This is a genomic window from Paenibacillus sp. cl130, from assembly GCF_900116035.1.
In the GTDB taxonomy this organism is placed as follows: Bacteria; Bacillota; Bacilli; order Paenibacillales; family Paenibacillaceae; genus Paenibacillus; species Paenibacillus polymyxa_B.
On record NZ_FOYG01000005.1, the window covers coordinates 1 to 16,952 of the forward strand.

Consider the following 16,952-nt stretch of genomic DNA (forward strand, 5'->3'; position numbering starts at 1 on the left):
TGTCCTTAGTACGAGAGGACCGGGATGGACGTACCGCTGGTGTACCAGTTGTTCCGCCAGGAGCACCGCTGGGTAGCTATGTACGGAAGGGATAAGCGCTGAAAGCATCTAAGCGTGAAGCCCCCCTCAAGATGAGATTTCCCAATTAGTAAGACCCCTTGAAGACGACGAGGTAGATAGGTTGGGGGTGGAAGTGCAGTAATGCATGGAGCTGACCAATACTAATCGGTCGAGGGCTTATCCTAAGAATAAAACGCAATGAGTTTCGGATCCAGTTTTCAGGGTGTAACCTTGAAAGTATGTACAAGTGACATACAATAAGCGCATGGATATTCATTCACACGATAAGTGATGAACCGAATAACCGTACGGTAGAATTTGCACAGCAAATTCATGTTTGGTGGCGATAGCGGAGGGGTTCCACACGTACCCATCCCGAACACGACCGTTAAGCCCTCCAGCGCCGATGGTACTTGGACCGCAGGGTCCTGGGAGAGTAGGACGTCGCCAAGCAAGATAAAAGAGCACAGCCTTAACGGGCTGTGCTCTTTTTCCTATAACCGATTCATTTATCATTCACATGAAAGACCATTATCGTGGATTCGGTCAAAAGTTTTATGGTATTCTGGTTGTCCTTTGTATAGTGGTGCCTAGTCAGCTTTTTTAACTGAGGACAGTATTAACTGGGGAAATTAATCTATTTCAACCTGTTCTGTCTGAAGGACACTCAAGGTTTGAAGTTTACGGGTAATTTCTTTTTGCCACTTTGTATCTCCGACTTGTACGGCAAGATTGAGAAGATCCAAATAATCATCAATATGCAGGGAGGTTTTATTAAAAGTTTCTTTCACTGCGGTCCTGCCTCCTTTAAAGTCTATGTGTATTTATCATTTAATAATGATAATCATTATCAAACTATGATCTTATTCATATTATGCCTGTGTTCTAGATAAATTGCAAGTTATGATATGAATGAATTTTGAAGCACGCAAATGAGGGCTTGAAAAAACAAACCCTTCTCCTTAAGTTCACGCATTGTTCACGTCTTTTCTATGGAACATAATGAAAAGAACAAGCGGGCATTGAGTGTCCACCAATAAGGAGGGCAAATTGCGCAATGCTTCAACAAGAGGAGGAAAAAGACCATGAGCAGAACAAAAATGAAAGCGTTTGCCATTGTGATGGCGAGCGCCTTGGCATTGACGCTGGCAGCTTGTAATAACGGACAAAGCGCAAGTCCGGGAAATTCAGGAGAACCGAGCAGAGGCACCGCAACGAAAGATGTTACGATTACCTTTCAGAACATTAATCCTGATCCGAGCACCCCTTCGTACAAAATGATTAAGCAAATTGTAGGTCAATACGAGCAGGATCATCCTCATGTCAAAATTGAATTGGATTCGCTAAATACAGATCAACAAAAGCTTAAGCTGAAAACACAGGCAGCGGCGAAGGAAGTACCTGATATCACGATTGTAAACCCGGCTGCACAGATGAAGCCATTCGTAGATGCTGGGCTGCTGGCTCCATTAAACGATGTGGCTGATAAAGAGGGGTTAAAAGATACGTTTCAGAATGGACTTCTTAATTACTATAGCTTCGACGATAAGCTCTATGCTTTTCCGGACGGTAACAATATAGAAGTGGTGTTTTACAATAAAGAACTGTTCAAGCAGGCGGGAATCCAGAAGTTGCCGACCACCTTTGACGAGCTGATTACGACGGTCAAGACGTTGAAGGCGAAGGGAATTACTCCGATTGCCATTGGGGAAAAGGATTCATGGACGGGTTCCCTCCTTTTTATGAATATTTTGTTGCGTACAAATGAAGGGCCGAATTTTCTCAATGATGTACTGGACGGTAAAAAGACGTTTAACGACCCAGCTTTTGTGGAAGCGGTGGATGCATTTCAGGAATTGGTGCAGGCAGGAGCTTTCCCGGATGGAGCTACATCTATTGACTACAATGCAGGTGGTAATATTTTTAAAACAGGAAAAGCCGCGATGTATATCATGGGTACATGGGAAACGGGGTCTATTGATGCTTCTTCGGTAGCGGGTAAGGTAGGAGCGTTTCAATTCCCTACGGTGAATGGCAAGGGTGATGTGAATGAGTATGTAATTGCGCCGGGCAGCGCATTTGCGGTATCTGCGAACAGTGAACATTTACAGGAGACGAAGGATTTTCTGCACTATTTTATTACGGAGATGCCCAAAATTCAGTTTGATCTGAAAAATGCGATTGGCAGTGGTCAGAAAATGAAAGGTGATCTGAAGGAAGCGGGCTACTCCGAGTTAGCGATTAGTCTTAATGAGCTGTTCAAGAATGTAAAAGGGGGCGATCTCGCTTTTGATAATACGATGAATCCGGCTATTGCGCAGGCGCATCTGAGTAGCATTCAAAACCTGTTCGTGCAAAAAGAAGACTCTGCACAAGTTGCCAAGGAACATCAGAACACTTTTGAAGCGAATAAATAAGTGAGGATTTTGCAAAAATCCAATAAGCGACTCCCAATGAACAATATATAGATCGAAATGGCCTAGTTCGTCTAGATATTGCACTTTGGAGCGACTGGAATCGAATTTTGCAAAATCCTGAAGTAGCTGACACTAGGGAGGGGGCAGAGTGCTCCTTCCCTGATTGGAAATCATGTAGGTTGTGCATCCTCAGAAGATGTTCAGAATCAACACAAAGGAGATTAGAGCATGAATGTACTGAAGGTGCCAGCACGTACCATTGCCGTTTTCGTGCTACCCTGCCTGTTGTTGTATACCTGTATGGTATTTGTTCCGATTCTGGTGTCGGTGTATTGCGGATTGCTGGATTGGAACGGAATCGCCGAGGCAAAGTTCGTGGGGCTGGCTAATTTTGAACGGATTTTTACAGCAGATTCAGTGTTCTGGCCGTCCGTGAAACGGACTATGATGTTCGCTGTGTTTTCCATGCTGGAAATTCCGTTCTGTCTGTTGCTGGCGATCTTGCTTAATCGTTATGTGCGTAAGGCCAATACGCTGGTTACGATGTATTTTCTGCCGGTTATTCTATCGGTGGTCATTATCGGGCAGCTGTGGAAGACGATCTATAATCCAGCTTCGATGGGTGGAATGCTGAACGGTATTTTGCTGGCGATTGGGCTGGAAAGCTGGACGCGCTCATGGCTGACGGAACCGCAGATAGCGATGTACGCCCTCTATTTTGTATCGTTGTGGCAGTATTTTGGCTATCATTTGCTTATCCAGTTTACCGGGGTACAAAATATACCGAATGAGCTGTACGAAGCAGCTAAAATTGATGGAGCTGAAGGATTCAAAGCAGACCGCTATATTACGCTGCCGCTCATTGTACCTATTTTCAAGATATCAATTGTATTAGCATTTATCGGCTCCCTGCAATCGTTTGATTTGATCTGGGTGATGACGGGTGGAGGACCAGCTCATGCAACGGATACAGTATCTACGTATATGTACAATATGTCCTTTTTATCGATGAAATACGGATATGGCAGCGCATTAGCTTCAATTCTCGTAGTGATTTGCTTGTCATTTACAATTGTGATAAATTTTGTTTTCAAACGAATCGAAAATAAGGTAAGCTAAAGGAGATGGAACTGTTGAATGCCTTAAAAAAAACGGGAGTCTTTTCCTTATTGGCAATCTTAATTGTCACGCAGCTGTATCCACTCTTTTGGCTGCTGACCTATTCGTTGAAGACGAATGAAGAGATATTGAGCTCAAGCTTCTTTGCACTCCCTCAAGTGCCCCAGTGGCACAACTATCAGGAAGCCTATGAATCAGGGAGCTACTTGCGTTATTTAGGAAACAGTGTACTGGTGACTGGGGTTACGATGATTTTCGTCATTTTGTTAAGCTCAATGGCTGCTTATGCGATTACACGTTTTCGTTGGCGCTTCGGGGCTGTTGTGCTGACTTTGTTTCTGATCGGGATGATGATCCCGATGCAAGCTACGCTGCTGCCGCTGATGGTGATGTTTAAAAACGTCCATATTCTGAATACGTATTTCTCACTGATTTTACCCTACATTGCTTTTCAGACACCGATTGCGGTCTTCATCCTATCCGGCTTTATGCGGTCCATTCCCCACGAAATTGAAGAATCCGCTTACATTGACGGAGCAAGCATTTATCGTATTTTCCGCAGTGTAATCTTACCCATCTCGATTCCGCCTATCATGACGGTATGTATTTTAACTTTCATTAACATCTGGAATGAATACATTATGGCTGCCACCTTTATCTCGTCCGAGAAGCTCAAAACTCTCCCTTTCGGCGTATATACGTTCGTCAGCCAGTATTCTGTGAACTACGGTAATATTGGTGCTTTTCTAGTCATGGGTGCCTTACCGGTCATTATTATTTATTTTGTTCTGTCCGAAAATATCACCAAGGGCATGGTTGCGGGAGCGGTTAAAGGATAGGCGGCCGATGCGAAAGGAGCGCACGGAGGTATGCTGCGCCGTTTTCAATCCATTCAATACCGCTTGTTTGTTCTGTTCCTGTTGAGCATGTCCGGCATTGTGCTGGCGGTCAGTCTATTATTTTACAACCGTACTACGGTGCAGTTCCATGATAAGGTCAGCGAGCTGGCGCGTAAAAATGTATCCCAGACGGCAGGCCTGTTCGAATTGCTACTCGGCAGCTATAACAGTCTCTCCAAATCGATCAGCAACAATATGGATTTGGTTCGTCTGTTGACGACGGATAGTAGTGATTTACCTGCTGTCAATTACATCAACGAACGTACGATTACGAATATTCTGGGCGCTATCTATTATTCGCGTGAGGATCTGATTGGCATCCATGTCATCACAGACACAGGCAAGGTATATAACTATGGCAATTATATGAATGTCATTGATACTCATTACGAACATACGGAATGGTATAAGGAAATTCGAAAGTCGGCGGGCAAAATTGCATGGCTGGGCGTGTATCCTCACTCTGTCATTGATCAGGTGGAAACCAGACCCGTGTTTGCGTTTGGACGGCAGCTCTATGATCTGGATGAACACAAGCCGATTGGTATTGTCCTGTTTGAGGCTGAGCCGCGTTCTGTTTTGTCCGCTCTCCACAATTTGCGGTTAGGCACCAATAGTCAGGTATATTTGTTGGGTCATGAAAATCGAATTGTGTCGGCCACTTCCTCTGATCCGCCACCGGATTTGCAAAATCTAGAGCAGCAGGTACCGGAGGAGGATGTTATTGTAAATCGAAGTAATGAAAGAGTTGTAATCGCTTCCAAGTTGCCGTTTGCCGACTGGTCTGTGATTAGTGTGACACCTAGTGAGGATCTGAACGTGGAGTTGGTGCAAAATCAAAGGTACTTATTTATCGTGGCACCTATACTTATTATTGTGTCGGCGTTAATTGCATCTATCGTCTCCAGAGGCATTTCCCTTCCACTCAAGCGAGTCATTCGGGAAATGAAGCGGGTAGAGACAGGAAATTTCCGTCATACGGTAAACACCAAATCCTATGAAGAAATCAATCAACTAGCTACCTCTTTTAACCATATGGTAAGACGGATTGCAGAGCTAATCGAGCTGGTGCGTATATCATCGGTCAGTGAAAAAAATGCGGAGCTGCACGCGCTACAGACGCAGGTCAATCCACATTTTCTGTATAATACGCTGGATATGATCTATTGGATGCTGGATGAAAAGGGACAAGATCAGCTCGGAGAGGTGGTTCTCTCCTTATCCCATATGTTCCGTTACAGCAGCCATTGGGAAGAGGGGGCCGATGTAAGCCTTCGTGAAGAAGTGGAGCAGGTTGGGCACTATCTCACCATTATTCAAACTCGGCTGGAGGGTAGGGTATCTGTAGACATTAGCATTGATGAACGATGGATGGATATCCGCCTGCCGAAAATGACCTTACAGCCATTGATTGAAAATGCAGTGAAGCACGGACTGGAGCCTCTTCATGCGGATACAAGTGGCAAGCTGCTCGTCAGAGCGGAGGAATATGACGGTGTATTGAGCCTGCACATCATCGACAACGGTGCAGGGATGGAGTACGAACGATGGGAGGTGGTCCAGGTCGCTTTAGCAGAACCCGGCAAACAGGCGGGCAGCGGGCAGGCGGGAGGCATCGGCCTGCAAAACCTAAATTTACGGCTACGGCACATGTTCGGAGAAGAGTACGGCCTACGGATCTCTAGCGCACCTGGGGCCGGAACAACAGCCACTGTAAGTGTGCCTCTGCCACAGAAGGAGGAGAAACATGAATATTCTGATAGCTGACGATGAAAATATGATTCGGCAGGGGATTCGGCGTACCATTGGCCAAGCTCTACCAACCTGCGGCATTCATCTCGCTGCTTCCACCGAGGAGGCAGCAGGCATTCTGGCGGAGCATCCTGTAGATATTGTATTAACTGATATCCTGATGCCCGGTATGGATGGTCTGGAATTCATGCGTATTTCTAAGCGAAAGCATCCTCATCTGCAGTGGGTTGTCATCTCGGCCCATTCCGACTTCCAATATGCACAAAGAGCAGTAAAGCTGGGTGCCAAAGACTACCTGTTAAAGCCGATTGGTAAAAAAAAGCTGCTGGAGTGCATTGAAATACTGGCAGCCGAAGCGCTTGTGGCCTCGCAGCAGGCGAACGAGGGTAGACTTCTCAAATCCAATATGGTTTATTTGCGTGAAGCCGTTTTCCAACGCTATGCCCTTGGACTGGATACGGGCAAGCTGGATATACAGCCTTTTGTCGAAAATTATCCGGAATTCCATCTCTTCATGGTTCGCATGGAACCTGATCACAAGCAGACACATCTGGAGCATTTTATGATTGAAAATGTACTGTCCGAGCTCATTGAGGCAGGAGGCAGCGGCTTTGTCGTCAGTCTAGACCGCCATAGTCTGCTGGGCATTGCAAGGGTAAGAGATGAGGCAGAGGCCGCACGGCTAGAGACGTTGCTCGAATCCCATTTGAAGCGTTATGTGAAGGTGCCCCTACAAATTACACGTTCGGGTGTTCATCACAATTTTGCCTCCATACCTGAAGAGGTGGCGCGACTAAGACGTACGCCAGAGGAGATTGCAGCCGCAGCAGCGGATACAGGAGAATGTCTCCGCAAAGGAATGCATACGGTAGATGTGGCATTGCAATACATTCGGGCTCACTTTACAGAGGAGCTGTCGCTGGAGAAGGTGGCTTCAATCGTATTTTTGAATCCGGTGTATTTCAGCCAGTTATTCAAGCAAAAGACGGGACAAGGCTACAAGGATTACGTCATTTGCTTGCGTATGGAGGAGGCGAAGCGGCTGCTCAGTGATCCTCATCTGCGACTGGCTGATATTTCAGAGCGGATCGGCTATCAGGATATGAGGCATTTTACACAGGTATTCCGGCGCAAATGTGGAATGACTCCAACCGAGTATAGACATCAGGGAGTCAAATAAGGCGGTATCAACGACCGAATGAAGGAAGTTCTTCAAGCATCAGACTGTTTCAGGAGTAGAGCGGTAGAGCATCTACTCGGGAGCAGTCTTTTTCGTGTCTCCAGCTTGTAGCAGTTCAACAAATTTGCGAGCTGCATTGGATAAATAACGATCCTTGCGCCATACGACGGCAGGCCGTGTGAAGGGGAATGGCTCCTTAATGGAGAGTGTGCGAAATCTGTCCCCGTATTCTTGTCCCAAGCCAGCGTCTGGAATGATAGTAATTCCCATGCCTGTGGAAACGAGTGAGAGAATGGTCGATATTTCAGGACAGTCCAGTACGACGCGCGGAATAAGATGGTGTTCCTGAAATTTGCGGATGACGGTTTCGTATAGTCCGTGTCCTTCTGTTCGGCGTCCCAACAAGAGGTCATAGCTGGCAGCTTCCTGTAATGTAATTTCCCCACTGGGATGGCGATCTGCCCATTCACACGGAAGAACCGCAACAAAAGAAACGCCCTCCAGTTCAATCGTATGGTACGATTTGTCATCTACCGGAAGCAGCAGCAGGGCCAGATCCACTTTATTTTGGTGCAGCAGTTCTTCCAGATGATGTGTGTCTCCGTGTCCTATTTTAACGTATACCTCTGGAAAATCCTGATGAAAGCGGCTGAGTTGTTCAGTAATCAGAGACATACAGGCGGATGACGTGCCTATAGCAAGTGTGCCGGTTACTTTGTTTTCAAACTCCCCAATTTCTCTACAGGTGTCCTCCATTTCAGCCAATAATCGCTTGGCGCGTGTATACAGTGTATATCCGGCCTCGGTTACCTCCCACTTCTTTCCTTCACGGTAAATCAGCTTTACGCCAAGCTCGTCCTCCATATTTTTGAGTTGTTGACTCAGCGGAGGCTGGGCCATGTTGAGCGTTTTGGCGGCCTTGGTGATTTGCCCTTCCTCCACGATGACGCAAAAGTAATGCAGATGCTTCATGTCCATTGGGATTCCTCCTTATTTCTAAACAACGCTTCAATTTGAATACTTTTAAAGTATGTATTCCATATATTATATATATTTTTCGTGTGCAAGGAACGGGCGTATAATTTTTGACAGTAATGCATGGGTGAACATAAAACGATGGGATGGAAGGAGGGGACATATGAAGAAAATCATTGTAGGAATATCGGGAGCGACAGGGTCGATCTTTGGTATCCGTATATTACAACAATTACGAGAGGCTGGAGTCCAAAGCCATCTGGTGCTATCCCCGTGGGCTATTGCGAACATTCCCTATGAGACAGGCTACACGGTGAAGGAAGTGGAGGCAATGGCGGATGCAGTCTACTCGTATAAGGATCAGGCTGCGCGTATTTCCAGCGGCTCCTTTCGAGTAGACGGCATGGTCGTCGCTCCTTGCAGCATGAAGACCCTTGCCTCTATTCGTATAGGTATGGCGGACAACCTGCTTACCCGATCAGCGGATGTGATGCTGAAGGAGCGAAAGAAGCTGCTGCTCATGACCAGGGAAACACCATTAAGCAGTATCCATCTGGAAAATATGCTGGAGCTGTCACGTATGGGCGTGATGATCCTGCCGCCGATGCCTGCCTTTTATAATCATCCTGCAAGTATCGAGGAATTAGTGGATCATATTGTTTTTCGTGCATTGGATCAGTTCGGTATTGTCACAACCGCAGCCAAACGCTGGGATGGAATGAAGCAGAATGACTCCAGGCTGCACCAGAATTGAGAAATCGAAAGACGAAGGAGAATGAACAATGGCTTATAAAGACTTTCGCGATTTTCTACACACCTTGGAAAAGGAGGGACAATTACTCACGATCAGCGATGAGGTAAAGCCGGAGCCGGACCTCGCAGCAGCTAACAGAGCATTAAACAATCTTGGAGATAAGACGCCTGCTCTCTTTTTCAACAACATCTATGGATATACGGATGCTCGTATTGCAATGAATGTGATGGGCTCCTGGCCCAATCATGCCCTCATGATGGGAATGCCCAAAAACACGCCGCTCAAGGAGCAGTTTTTTGAATTTGCCAGACGCTATGAACAATTTCCGGTGCCCGTGAAGCGGGAAGAAACCGCTCCTTTTCATGAAGTCGAGATTACAGAGGATATTAATTTGTTTGATATTTTGCCGTTGTTTCGTTTGAATCAGGGGGACGGAGGGTTTTATCTGGATAAAGCAATTCTAGTTTCACGCGATCTGGATGACCCGGACACCTACGGTAAGCAAAATGTCGGTTTGTACCGGATGCAGGTAAAAGGCAAGAACCGTTTGGGCATCCAGCCTGTACCACAGCATGATATTGCGATCCATATCCGTCAGGCTGAGGAGCGCGGCGAAAATCTGAAGGTCGCTATTGCCCTCGGATGTGAGCCTGTGATTACAACGGCTGCTTCTACGCCGCTGCTGTACGATCAATCCGAATATGAGATGGCGGGCGCCATTCAGGGTGAGCCTTATCGTGTGGTCAAAGCGAAGAATGCAGATCTGGATCTGCCTTGGGGAGCCGAGGTCATTTTGGAAGGCGAAGTGTTAGCAGGTGAACGTGAGTATGAAGGTCCATTCGGTGAATTCACAGGTCACTATTCCGGCGGTCGCGCGATGCCAGTCATTCAGATTAATCGTGTATATCACCGCAAACAGCCTATCTTTGAGCATCTGTACATCGGGATGCCTTGGACGGAAACGGATTATATGATCGGTGTGAATACAAGTGTACCGTTGTTTCAGCAGCTTAAGGATGCTTTTCCTAATGAAATCGTAGCCGTTAATGCCATGTATACGCATGGGCTGGTCGCTATTATTTCCACGAAAACCCGGTATGGCGGCTTTGCAAAGGCTGTGGGAATGCGTGCGTTAACAACTCCGCATGGATTAGGGTATTGCAAGCTGGTCATTGTGGTGGATGAGGATGTCGATCCGTTCAATCTGCCGCAGGTCATGTGGGCTTTATCCACCAAGCTTCATCCAAAGCATGATGCTGTCATTGTTCCTGGCTTGTCTATTTTACCGCTTGACCCCGGCTCTGATCCGGCAGGTATGACGCACAAAATGATATTGGATGCGACGACACCTGTAGCACCGGATATTAGAGGACATTACTCGCAGTCGCTCGATTCCCCGTTGGGTGTAGCGGAATGGGAGAAAAAGTTGAGCCAAATGCTTCGCTGAATATTTTTAAAAATAAAGAAAGATTAAAGGAGTGCTGACAGATGCATATTTGTCCCCGTTGTGAATCTAATCGTTCAGAAGTTGTTACCCGCTCGCCAGTTAAAGGCGCCTGGGAGGTTTTGTTGTGCCCTGTATGCCTGTTCACATGGCGGACCTCAGAACCGGATAGCATTACTGATCCAGCAAAGTATAAATCGGCGTTCAAGGTAAACCCCCAAGATATTCCGAATGCTGCTCATGTTCCTCCTATTCCAGAGCGGATATAGGGTCGTTCGTAAGTAGCCGTAAATTATGGTACTTTGAAGTTATAGGCCAAAAGTAAAGGGGATTATACTTCATGCAGACACCAAGGATTGGTAAGGAACTGTTCACGCTACTGGACGGTAAGGGACTGGAGGACAAGCAGCATGAAGCAATGATGCTGCTGACGGTCACGGAAGATCAGTGGCCGCACATAGCGATGATTAGTGTGGGCGAGGTTGTAGCGCTGGACGAGGGGAATTTGCGTCTGGCACTATGGCCGGGTACGACCACGACAGGCAACATGATCCGTACTGGGAAGGCGACGCTTGCGGTGTTCACCGGGGGAAAGGCGCATTATGTGCGGTTGTCGCTGAAACATCTGCCTGCTTTGCCCGGAGCCAAGCACGTACGTGAGCGATTTGCGGCGCATGTTTTCTCAGCCAGAGAGGATTCGGCTCAATATGCGGATATTTTGACAGGTGTCACGGTTCGTCTCAAGGAACCGGAATCGGTGATCCATCGCTGGAAGGAAACGGTGGCTGAGCTGTTAATGTAATGCCATCTGATTATGACAAATAATCTATGTATTTACCAAGTTTACCGTTAAAATAAATGCGGGGAATAAGCGCTTACAAGGGATCGCGCTGAGCTTGTTGGAACAGGAAATTAGAGCGCGAGGGGAAGCCTGTTTCTTTTGAAGGAAAAATAGGAGGGATGAATATGTCTCGTTTTGACAAGGTAGATCAGCTATTGAAACATTTCGTAGCAAATGGACCGGCAGGTTGCGGTTGTGCCATTGCCCAGAATGGTCAAGTGTTGTATGAAGGGTATCATGGATATGCTGATCTGGAAGCCCGAAAACCAATCACTGAGGATACAGTGTATCGCTTGTTTTCCATGACAAAGGTTGTTGTCTGTGCGGCTGCACTTATGCTGTACGAACGTGGGCAATTTTTGTTGAATGAGCCCTTGTATGAATATTTCCCCGAATATCGTAATGCGCATGTATTCAAAACCGCTCCTAACGGATACACCTACGTGGATAAGGCGGAGAATCCCATTTTAATTAAGCATATATTCAATATGAGTGTGGGTCTTCCTTACGCTTCCGAGTCTTCAGAGACAGGACGGGCCATGCAAAAGGTCCTTAGAACGTTAAAGGAAAAGCAGGGGAAATATGATCTGCGCACAGAAATTAAAGCGCTTTCTGAGATTCCGCTTTCTTTTGAGCCGGGAACACGCTGGTTATACGGATATGGACATGACCTGGTTGCAGGTCTTATTGAAGTGATTTCAGGTAAATCAGTAGGGCAATTCCTAAAGGACGAAATATTTGATCCGCTTGGAATGAACAATACAGGTTACCGATATCGTGGAGATATTGAATCGCGAATGGCTTCCTTTTATCAACGGACAGACGCCGGAGAACTAGAGAAAATAGAGGGTTTCTTGGATGAATATCATCAGCCAGATGCTATATATGAAAGTGGAGGCGCAGGTCTGTATTCGACAGTTAAGGAGTACCTTACATTTTCACAAATGCTGTCAAATGGAGGTATGGTAGATGGTGTGAGGCTATTAGGGAGAAAAACCATTGATTTAATGCGCACCAATCATCTGAATACAGATCAATTATTGGATTTTACTAATTCTTATCATACAGGTTATGGTTACGGACTGGGCGTGCGCACGTTAATTGATAATGCGGCTGGGCATGCAAACAGTTCTATTGGAGAATTTGGCTGGACGGGAGCAGCGGGCACTTGGGTTTCTATAGATCCAAGTGAACAATTCTCTGTCGTTTATATGCACCAACTGGCTCCTAATATGGAAGAATACCATCATTTAAGAGTTCGCGCAGCAGCATATAGCTGTTTGTAAATGCGAGCTTGTGGATCTGTTGAGAAAACTCTTCACTATGGCTCTGAAGCTACACAAATTGTAATGTCTAATCTTTATCAGAAACGATCTAGTTAATAAGGACCAAATTTCCTTCGAAGCCTAAACTATTCTTTTCCATATGACGACATAAAACGTAGGTGTAAGGATTTTGCGAAATCCTTAATTTAAGTTTTGAAATGGGAGGGAATTAGATTTTGAAGAATAGATGGTCCGGTTTTCTGGCGTTGGTCATCCTGATTTCAAGTTTTACATCATATGCAGGATTTGCATCTGCTGCGGATGCGGTGCTTTCCAAGATTGTCCTTTCCTCTAACGAGGTAACTTTGCAGCAGGGAGATACGGCTGCGTTGACGGCTACTGCTGTTTTTAGTGATGGGACAACCTCGAATGTAACCGTAAGCACGGATTGGAAAAGTGATAATACAGCTATTGCTACTGTGTATAATGGTACAGTTTCGGCCAAGGGTGAAGGGGAAGCCACCGTGGTTGCGACCTATAAAGAGAAGGTGCAATCGGTTCAGGTACATGTAACGAAAAAGGTTAAGGCGCTGACATCCAGTGTACAAAGCCTGAACTTGCGTTCAAGCGGTACAGGACAGGTTGATCTGACAGCGACATACAGTGATAATACAACAGCTCAGGTTTCGGGTGATGCTACCTGGACCTCCGATAATCAAAAGGTAGCCACAGTAGTTAACGGATTGGTTACCGCTCAGGGAGCAGGTACAGCCAATATTAAGGCCGTATATGGTCAACAGACCGTAACCATTGCTGTGCAGGTGGAGCAGGTTAAACGTCTCGATGTCAGTTCATCAGAGGTTTCTCTTTTGCTGAAGGATACTGAGAAGGTTAAACTTACGGCGACGTTCCCGGATGGATCGGTACAGGACGTAACAGAGTCCGCTGAATGGAGCTCCAGCAATGCAGCTGTGGCGGATGTACTGAAAGGCACCATTACCGGCTACAGCGCGGGAAAGGCGACAATTACAGGTAAATATGGCACGATGTCCGCTACGATTTCGGTAGATGTCGATCAAACGAATAAGCTGAAAGCCAGCGAATCCAATATTTTTCTCCGTCTGGATGAATCTAAAAAAATACAAGTTTCTGCCGTTTATCCGGATGGGACGGTAACGGATATCACAGATAAAGCTACTTGGACATCAAGCGATGAAAAAATTGCGACTGTGAATAAGGGAACGATTATGGCCATTGGAGCGGGTTCGGCTACGGTGACCGCTAAGTATGGAGATAAGACTGTTTCGATCAAGACAGATGTCGAAACCTCCAGATATTTGGATTTGAGTGAGGACAAGCTGAGCCTGAATGCCAAGGAATCCAAAAAGCTCAAGCTGACCGCAACGTATGTAACAGGTACGGAAGAAGATATCACAAGTAAGGCAGAGTGGAAGTCCAGCAATGAAGATATCGCTTTTGTCAGTGCGGGAGAAGTCACGGGTTATAAAACAGGTGAGGCTACGATCACCGCTTCTTATGGTGGCAAAACAGTTACAGCTACGGTATCCGTAAATGTACCCGGTGATCTGTCTCTGTCCTCCAAAACGGCAACGATTGATATTGATGAGGACTATACTGCAACTTTGACGGCTACTTATGCGGATGGGCGTAAGGAAGATGTAACACAGGATGCAGAATGGGCTTCAAGCGCGGAAGATATTGCTTCTGTGTCCAAAGGAACGATTACGGGTAAATCCGCTGGTAAAGCGGTTATTACAGCGACCTATAATGGCAAAAAACTGACGATTAACGTACAAGTAGGCCTTGTAGATCGTCTGGAAACAGACTCGCGTGTAATTGCGCTTGGTGCTCAGGAAACGAAGCAGCTAAAAGTAACAGGAGTTAAGAGTGGCGGTACAAAAACAGATGTAACCAAGGACGCCACCTGGACAACTAGCAATGTAAAAGTGGTTGAAGTTAGCGAAGGTTTGATCAAAGCGAATGGTAGCGGTAAGGCAACGGTGACTGCTTCATATGGCAAGCAAAACATTACGTTTACGGTAGAAGTGGACGTAGCGCAAAAGATTGAAGCGGATGCAATCGCGCTATCGCTCAAATCTGGAGATCAAAAAACCATCGCGATTGTGGTTAAATCGAGTGATGGTAAAGAAAAGGACGTTACGACCCAAGCTGAATGGAAAACGTCTAATTATAAGGTAGCCACTGTTAAAAAGGGTCAGGTTACCGCGGTCAGCTACGGTAAAGCTAACATTCAGGCGAAGTTTGGCGGGAAGATAATCAGCGTACCCGTGGATGTTGATACGCTTAAATATCTGCAAACAGACGAAGTTGCTTTGAATTTGAAGGCAGGACAGCTGGCCAAGGTTACGGCTACAGCCACGTATAAGGATGAGTCGGAGAAGGATGTTTCCAAACCGGCTGTCTGGTCCTCGTCCAGAATTGTTGTTGCGACCGTCAAAGACGGTAACATTAAGGCACAGGGCAAGGGCAAAGCAGTAATTACTGTGAAATATGCAGGTAAAATGACGAAGATACAGGTAACCGTTCAGTAAAAAAGAGAGCAAGCATACGTCCAAGGACGACATGCTTGCTCTTTTTTTTAAGGAGGCTACCGCTTATAAATTATGACTTATCCTTCTTGGTCGGTGTGTTGCGTGTAAGTGATTCAGTCAAACGCTTGCCAGTCGGCGTCTGGGCCAAGCCGCCTTTGGCGGTCTCGCGGTGCTTCGACGGCATCGCACTGCCGACTTCAAGCATCACGTCAATGACTTCGTCAGACGGAATAGCGCTGCGCACACCCGCCAAAGCCATATCCGCTGCGGCAAGCGCAGTCACGGCTCCCAGCCCGTTGCGCACGATGCACGGAATCTCCACGAGTCCGGCGACGGGATCGCAAATCAGGCCGAGCGTGTTCTTAAGAGCGAGGCCCACGGCGTGAACAGCCTGTTCAGGCGTACCACCACGCAGCTCGACCATAGCGCCAGCAGCCATCCCGATAGCTGAACCAATCTCAGCCTGACAGCCTCCCTCCGCGCCAGAAATGAAGGAGTTGTTGGCGATCACGTAGCCAATGGCTCCAGCGGCGAACAGGCCGTTCACCATATGCTCATCATCCCAGCCGAACCGCTCCTGCGCACTGATGAACACACCAGGGATAACCCCACATGAGCCTGCGGTAGGCGTGGCGACAATGCGACCCATGGATGCATTAACCTCCGACACGGAGAGGGCATAAGCCATGGCGAGCGCGGAGGCATCACCGGAGCAGGTTTCCCCTGACCGCAGATACTCGGCTAGGCGCTTGCCGTCACCGCCTGTCAATCCACTGCGGGATACGGTGTCTTGTGTTTGACCGCGATGAACGGCTTCCTTCATGACTTCATAATAATCAGACATTTGGCGAAAGATTTCTTCCTCCGTTGTATTCGTCTCTTGTACCTGCTCTTGAATCATCAAGCGGCCAATTGTGGTGGATTCTTCAGCGCATAAAGCGCTGATTTCATGCAGATGGCTAAACCGCATCGGATTCAGCTCCTTTTTTCAAATTAATCATCTTAATTTCATACATATGAGGTAAAGAACGCAGTTCCGCAATCAGTTCAGCTGGAGCAGAACTGTCCGTTTCAATGGCGGTGAGTGCTTCACCATCCCGGCCTTTGCGATCTACGTGCATATAGGCAATGTTAATGTGGGCCGCGCCCAGCGCTGAAGTTATCGCGCCCAATGTACCGGGCTTATCCGAGTGGAGAAGCACCAGCGTAGGCAGCTCCCCGGTCAGATTGACCCGGAATTCGTTAAGCTGCTGGACATGGATGCTGCCGCCGCCGATGGAGGAGCCCAGCAGTGTGCGCTGATCCTCGCCCTTCCACAGCTCGAAACGGACAGTGTTCGGATGAGGCGCGGGGAGTCCGCTGACGGCGAATTCCACGGCCATCCCGGCTTGCTCTGCCCATTGCTCGGCATCCGGAATCCGGTGATCGTCCGTATCGTAATTAAGCAGCCCTGCGATGAGCGCCAGGTCTGTACCGTGTCCTTTATACGTGTCGGCAAAGGAGCCGTACAGCGTCATGCGGGCACGGTCAGGCTGCGTCCCGAGCCAGTGCCGGGCAACGCGTGCGAGCCGCACCGCGCCTGCGGTGTGTGAACTGGAAGGTCCGGTCATGGCCGGACCGATAATAGAAAATACATCTTTGAAACGCATGGTGTGGCCCCCTGTATGTTCTAA

15 protein-coding genes and 2 rRNA genes are annotated in these 16,952 nt (G+C 47.3%); 13 read left to right on the forward strand and 4 right to left on the reverse strand.

Features of this window, described 5'->3' with window-relative positions:
- Positions 1–245 (forward strand): 23S ribosomal RNA (locus BM358_RS14695); the annotation flags it as partial.
- A 151-nt stretch (positions 246–396) separates the two neighbouring features.
- Positions 397–513 (forward strand): 5S ribosomal RNA (gene rrf, locus BM358_RS14700).
- A gap of 179 nt (positions 514–692) precedes the next feature.
- Here rrf and BM358_RS26530 read toward each other — a convergent pair.
- Positions 693–851, reverse strand: coding sequence for a hypothetical protein (locus BM358_RS26530; protein ID WP_023986660.1), 159 nt, complete (start codon positions 849–851; stop codon positions 693–695).
- 294 nt (positions 852–1,145) lie between these two features.
- Between BM358_RS26530 and BM358_RS14705 the strand changes: the two genes are divergently transcribed.
- From BM358_RS14705 to BM358_RS14725, 5 genes are all read left to right on the forward strand, one after another.
- The gene (locus BM358_RS14705; RefSeq protein WP_023986661.1) at positions 1,146–2,477 is read left to right on the forward strand and encodes an extracellular solute-binding protein; all 1,332 of its coding nucleotides are present in this window, start codon (positions 1,146–1,148) and stop codon (positions 2,475–2,477) included.
- A gap of 228 nt (positions 2,478–2,705) precedes the next feature.
- A complete protein-coding gene (locus BM358_RS14710; protein ID WP_023986662.1) occupies positions 2,706–3,596 on the forward strand; it encodes a carbohydrate ABC transporter permease in 891 nt (296 codons plus the stop codon).
- Positions 3,597–3,601: 5 nt separating this feature from the next.
- A complete protein-coding gene (locus tag BM358_RS14715) occupies positions 3,602–4,435 on the forward strand; it encodes a carbohydrate ABC transporter permease (RefSeq protein ID WP_370671150.1) in 834 nt (277 codons plus the stop codon).
- Between the two features lie 30 nt (positions 4,436–4,465).
- Entirely contained in the window at positions 4,466–6,262 is a 1,797-nt protein-coding gene (locus BM358_RS14720; protein WP_028541243.1) for a sensor histidine kinase, read from the forward strand.
- On the forward strand, positions 6,243–7,427 hold the full coding sequence (locus BM358_RS14725) for a response regulator (protein WP_028541242.1): 1,185 nt from the start codon (positions 6,243–6,245) through the stop codon (positions 7,425–7,427). The genes BM358_RS14720 and BM358_RS14725 overlap by 20 nt, the downstream gene beginning before the upstream one ends.
- A gap of 72 nt (positions 7,428–7,499) precedes the next feature.
- Here the strand turns inward: BM358_RS14725 and BM358_RS14730 are convergent, their stop codons facing one another.
- Complete coding sequence (locus BM358_RS14730; protein ID WP_028541241.1) at positions 7,500–8,405, reverse strand: LysR family transcriptional regulator; 906 nt, start codon at positions 8,403–8,405, stop codon at positions 7,500–7,502.
- 160 nt (positions 8,406–8,565) lie between these two features.
- Between BM358_RS14730 and BM358_RS14735 the strand changes: the two genes are divergently transcribed.
- The 6 genes from BM358_RS14735 to BM358_RS14760 all read left to right on the forward strand — a co-directional run bounded on the left by BM358_RS14735 (position 8,566) and on the right by BM358_RS14760 (position 15,279).
- Positions 8,566–9,156 (forward strand): flavin prenyltransferase UbiX, encoded by a 591-nt coding sequence (locus tag BM358_RS14735; protein ID WP_023986667.1) that lies wholly within the window; start codon positions 8,566–8,568, stop codon positions 9,154–9,156.
- Positions 9,157–9,184: 28 nt separating this feature from the next.
- Entirely contained in the window at positions 9,185–10,603 is a 1,419-nt protein-coding gene (locus BM358_RS14740) for a non-oxidative hydroxyarylic acid decarboxylases subunit C (RefSeq protein WP_028541240.1), read from the forward strand.
- 41 nt (positions 10,604–10,644) lie between these two features.
- Entirely contained in the window at positions 10,645–10,869 is a 225-nt protein-coding gene (locus BM358_RS14745) for a non-oxidative hydroxyarylic acid decarboxylases subunit D (protein ID WP_028541239.1), read from the forward strand.
- A 71-nt stretch (positions 10,870–10,940) separates the two neighbouring features.
- The gene (locus BM358_RS14750; protein WP_028541238.1) at positions 10,941–11,402 is read left to right on the forward strand and encodes a pyridoxamine 5'-phosphate oxidase family protein; all 462 of its coding nucleotides are present in this window, start codon (positions 10,941–10,943) and stop codon (positions 11,400–11,402) included.
- 164 nt (positions 11,403–11,566) lie between these two features.
- Positions 11,567–12,727, forward strand: coding sequence for a serine hydrolase domain-containing protein (locus tag BM358_RS14755; protein WP_028541237.1), 1,161 nt, complete (start codon positions 11,567–11,569; stop codon positions 12,725–12,727).
- A gap of 215 nt (positions 12,728–12,942) precedes the next feature.
- Positions 12,943–15,279, forward strand: coding sequence for an Ig-like domain-containing protein (locus BM358_RS14760; RefSeq protein ID WP_028541236.1), 2,337 nt, complete (start codon positions 12,943–12,945; stop codon positions 15,277–15,279).
- A gap of 70 nt (positions 15,280–15,349) precedes the next feature.
- On the opposite strand, the gene sdaAA is transcribed toward BM358_RS14760, so the two are convergent.
- Together sdaAA and sdaAB are read right to left on the reverse strand one after the other, a co-directional pair.
- Positions 15,350–16,249 (reverse strand): L-serine ammonia-lyase, iron-sulfur-dependent, subunit alpha, encoded by a 900-nt coding sequence (gene sdaAA / locus BM358_RS14765; RefSeq protein ID WP_013308429.1) that lies wholly within the window; start codon positions 16,247–16,249, stop codon positions 15,350–15,352.
- Positions 16,239–16,928 carry an L-serine ammonia-lyase, iron-sulfur-dependent subunit beta gene (sdaAB, locus tag BM358_RS14770; protein ID WP_013308430.1) on the reverse strand — a complete coding sequence of 230 codons (690 nt, stop codon included), beginning with the start codon at positions 16,926–16,928 and terminating at the stop codon, positions 16,239–16,241. Before sdaAB ends, sdaAA begins: the two co-directional genes overlap by 11 nt.
- Positions 16,929–16,952 lie beyond the last annotated feature (24 nt).